Annotated in this window: 3 protein-coding genes; all 3 read right to left on the bottom strand. The window is 36.3% G+C overall.

Translation table 11 applies throughout. From position 1 onward, the window contains the following. Positions 1-3,058 (bottom strand): hypothetical protein (locus AB1630_10315; GenBank protein MEW6104182.1); only part of this gene is annotated, 3,058 nt, incomplete at its 3' end. Positions 3,059-3,062: 4 nt separating this feature from the next. Then, positions 3,063-4,151 (bottom strand): HEAT repeat domain-containing protein, encoded by a 1,089-nt coding sequence (locus AB1630_10310; protein ID MEW6104181.1) that lies wholly within the window; start codon positions 4,149-4,151, stop codon positions 3,063-3,065. A 204-nt stretch (positions 4,152-4,355) separates the two neighbouring features. Continuing rightward, positions 4,356-4,847, bottom strand: a 492-nt coding sequence (locus AB1630_10305) for a T9SS type A sorting domain-containing protein (GenBank protein ID MEW6104180.1), incomplete at its 5' end; no start/stop codon positions are given.

The raw sequence follows: 4,847 nt of genomic DNA, 5'->3' as shown, positions 1-4,847 counted from the left end.
ATATAAAACTTGTGGTTCCTTCAGGAGGTAATGGCTCAATGGTAAATTCTTTTTCATTTTGCAATTTAAAATTTAAAATTTGCAATTTACAATTTATTAAATCCGTAGGAATTATCCCTGTATTCTTGATATTGAAGGTAATCGTATTTGTCCCTTGCTTTATGGTAAAGGGATTATAATTGATTGAGATTTTCTTCTCTGGAATAAATATGGAAAGGTCTTTTGAGCTAACAATAATGTCCTTGTAGATAGCCTCAATCCTTAAGGGATAGATTCCCGGGGAAGGATTATTAAGAGCAAAGGAATAATCAATGGTATTTGTTTCCAAGGATTTTAGGATAAAGGTTGTTTTGGTTGATGTAAATGGAGATGAGATGTTTAATGAGATTGGATAATCAAATTCTATTTTGTTGGTTATGGTAGCTTTTAAAGAAACATTGTCATTTGGGAGATAGAATGGCTTTAATGGTTGGATTTCCATATCTATCTTTGGATAGGCTATTTTACCTTTACTAATCTTATTCCCAAGGTATCTTCCATTCTCATAGAGGAATATGGTTAGTCTATAGCTTGAGTTATCTGGATAATCTGGGATAACTTCTTCTATTTCAAATGGTATTTCTATGTTGGATGATATAGAATAAGTTCCCAAGAATCTTGGCATATCCCTATTTAGCCTTGTGTATATGCTTATTATTCTCTGGTCTTTCTCTTGGTTTGTTATATTAAGATTAAATGAGCCTTTTCCTTTATAAAGGAAATCTGGTCTTTCTGGAATAATGGAAAAGGAAAGAAAGGATGGGGGATAGCCATAGGAATTAGAAACAGCAAACCTTTGGAAGGATTTTGTTATGCTTCCTTGTTCATTTAGAGACTCACAATCCATAGTGTATATGCCTAATGTTGATTGGGGTGGAATGGTTATTGGGTTATCCTTTGCCTCAATGGTTAAGGAGCCAGTCTTTCCTGGGTTATAGACTATTGCCTTTATCTTTGATGTTGATGTTGGAATTAAAAGATTGAGGCTAATTTGTTGGTTTGGAGAAAATGTGGGAATAGGTGTATGTGGGTTTTTTGCAAATGTTATCAGGTCTCTTATAAGGAAAACCTCATCATTTGTCCATTGCCAGTTAGAATATGCCCAGTCAGAGTATAAAGAAGAGATAATAACGCTTCCAGCTCCATAGGGATAGGAGATCATAACCGGGTTATAGTTCTTCTTTCTGGTAAGAAGGATTTCGCTGTTTTCTGGATAGCTCATAAGATAGCCATCAACATTTCCTGTAATGTATAACCCATTCTGTCCTGACATTATGGGATGAGGCTTTTCAATATAAACAGAGTTGGTAAAGCAGAATTCATCCTCTGTCCAACCAAAGCCTGTTGGTGTTCCAGGAAGAGCCTGGAATTCCCTTCCCTGTTGCTGGGCAAAAGAGATAAGGGTTCCTCCTTGGGATACATAATCCCTTAGCTTCTCTCTAAATATTGGATTATTGCTTTTTCCAATAAGGCCACCAGAGGGAATAATAAGTAAGGGATATTTGGTAAATAATTCAAGGGGTGCATCTGGGTCTCTTAGGTTAAATGGCTCATTGAGGTCTGATAGTAGTTTGCACATCTCTTTGACATAGCCAGAATTAAGGACAAGGATGTCTGAATATAAGCTTACAGGAACCCAGTCTATTTCTTGGGGAAGGGAATTATTATCATCGGGTGGACGACAGGATGGACCGGGGGCTTTAAGGGGTGGATCAATTATTTCTTCTCCTACTATTTCTTCTTCTTCATCCTCAGTGATAGCAAATCCATATTCAGCAGGGGTTGGGTCTTTGTTTTCTGCCTCATCTATGGCATAGACATAAAAGCGATATGCTCCTTTTTCTAGGCTATATTCTACTGATTTCTCTGGAAATGGTAATTCATCTGATTTAAGAGACCTATTCATCCCAGAAATAAGGTAATAGATAAACTCAAGCTTATCATTTGGGGTTACATTATCAGAGCCATCCCAAGAAAAGGATGCCTTTCCAGGTTCTTTTCTTTCTCCTACTTTCTTTTCTCCCACCTTAATCTTTCCTATAACCCTATCCCTGCAATCAAGAAGAAGGCGATAAAGCTCTTTTTTCTGGATAATCTTCTTTGCAGGGGTAATCTTGGATGAGGTAAGCCAGGTTTCGGGAGGAATTTTGTCTATTACTTTGGCAGTAACTACCTTATTCTTTCCAAAACCAGAATTTGAGCTAGGAAATGGGCTTACAACAATTGTTCCCTCTACACCTGAGGTTGTAAGAATTGTTTGGGCTCCTCCATCGGCTTTCCATTCAATCTCTAATCCTGGATTAGTGTTTCCTTTGACTGGAATGTTGGGTAAAATAATCTTTTGATTTGAGATTGGAATGAGGATTTCAAGGAATAAGGAAGAAGGAGAAGATATTTCTGATGTTTTTGATTTTGAATACATATGTCCTGGTGCTGACCAATCTTCAGAGTCGGCCGAGCCTTTTGTCCAGGTGTGTTCGGCAGCATAGGCTCTTGGTTCAGAATATGCAGCAAAGTCAAAATCCCATTGATCAAATGGATTTGTATCAATTTTTGTTGGATCAAAACCTAATGATGGTTCTAAACTATCTGGTATATCATCTCCATCTCCATCTTGGCTAGGATCATAGCCATTTGGCCAAAAACCCCACCAGTCAGTTAAATGAGTATTTTCGTGGATACAAGTTTCGGCAAAACAATCAATACCGTTATTTCCAGTTTCATTATTATACCCACTGGCTAGATTACACACATAAAAATAGTTCTTTGTACGCTCGTAATACCCATAAACATCATTTCTATTAGAATATCGGTGAGCTCCTCTGTTTGCCTTTGTTTGAGACCAATAATAATACCAATTGGGATCGCTTGAGGGATTTTCATTGCCATCCTTATTAAAGAAATATCTGACCTGCACTGATTTTGTAATCTCTTTGGCTGTGGCAATATCAAAGCTGGAATTTATTCCAAAAACGATATATGCCAGAATGATTGATTTTGATAGATTTCTAATCTTCATAATTTTACTCAACTACCCTATATTCATTCCCTTTCCTTTCTACTTTTACCCCTAGTTTTTGTAATGCTGATCCCGCCGCATTTCTTACATTATAAGAATATTCCCTATATACTACTCTACCTTCTGCGTTCCTCCATCTTTCTTTTTTTATTATTCTAGCTGAGAATATTGTTTTTCCATCAGGGGTTCTTTCATAAATATGTTTTTTCATTTCTTTTCCTAAATCTTCCGAGACTAACCTTCCCGATGTCAGATAATTATCCTTTAATGCCTCTTTTAAATAAGGAATAGCCTCTTTAGCACCTAATTCACCAAGAAGATATGCAGATGCAGCTCGTAATTCACCTCGAGGAAATGGAGCATTTCTAAGGGTTTCAATTAAAACAGGAATAGAATCTTTTATTTTCCATTCACCTGCTAGAAGTAAGCTCAGACGATACCTAAAAATATTATTCAAGCTTTTATCATTCATATATTTTATCAAAGAGGATATATAAACATCCTTTTTTTCTGATGCCTCGATAAAATTCTTTAATACCTCAGCAAATTCTCTTTCCACATATTCATCGGGAGGAGGATAGTCATGCCTAGGGGGAGGATACATATCCTCACGTTTTCTTTCTATTTCACACTCATATTGCAAAGCCTTTATTAAGGCATTAAATGTTTCTGGGGCTCCAATATTGGCTAGTGCTTGTGCAGATTTTTGTCTAATGCTCCAACTTTCTTTCTTATCTTCTAATCTTTCAATAAGAGCAGAAACAGCTTTTTTATCCCCTATTTTGCCCAAGGCGTCACATGCCTTCCATTTTGCTGTCCATTCTTTATCTTGAAGGGCTTTTATTATCTCAGACACCGCCTCTTTTGCTTTCAAATCGCCTAAATCCTCAATTATTCTAGCTTTAATATGTGGTGCCTCTTCCTCAGATAATTCTTTGATCATCCTCTTTATCTCTATAGCTTGAACCTCTCGTGCTTGGGTTCCCTTAATTCCCTCTGTCAAAGTTCTCTTGGGTTCTCCCCATCCTATCCCTGCCAGCAAGCCTAATACCATTAGGCAAGCTATTCCTTTGTTTAATCTTTGTTTAAACATCTTACATCACCTCTCTATAAATATATTTTTAACATACTTTAATTTTACCAACTTTATCCTTCTTTTGTCAAAATAAATTCTTTGGCATCGGGGGTCAGGTCTTTAATTTTGACATTAAAACTTTTGCTTTTATCAAGGGTTTTTGCTTAACCCCCGTAAAATAAGGTTAAATATTTAATTTAACTATTTTTTTCAATTTCTTCTTTATTTCACCACCATTGCCTTTATGTCAGAAAAACCATCTGCCTTTAATTGATAAAAATATAGCCCTTTTGAAACATTTTGATTTGAGTCATTCCTTAAATCCCAAAATATGGCTTTTTCTTTGTTTGTGTAAGAGCCTGCTTTCCTGTTTCCTGCTTCTATTGTCCTTATCTTCTGCCCAAGGATGTTATAGATTGTAAGGGAAACACAAGAACCCTGTGCAAGGGTAAATGGAATAAAGCAAAAATTCTCTGCTGGATTAGGGAATGATTGAAGAAGGGATGAAACCAAAGGGAAATTTTGAATTGTGGATGTTGAATTTTGAATTTCTGTAGATGATGTTGTGGTTTCATTAGGAATATAGAAGGAATTAGAAACAGCAAACCTTTGGAAGGATTTTGTTATGCTTCCTTGTTCATTTAGAGACTCACAATCCATAGTGTATATGCCTAATGTTGATTGGGGTGGAATGGTTATTGGGTTATCCTTTGC

The organism is bacterium (assembly GCA_040753555.1).
GTDB lineage: Bacteria > UBA9089 > UBA9088 > UBA9088 > UBA9088 > JBFLYE01.
This window is presented reverse-complemented; position numbering and strand designations above follow the sequence as displayed.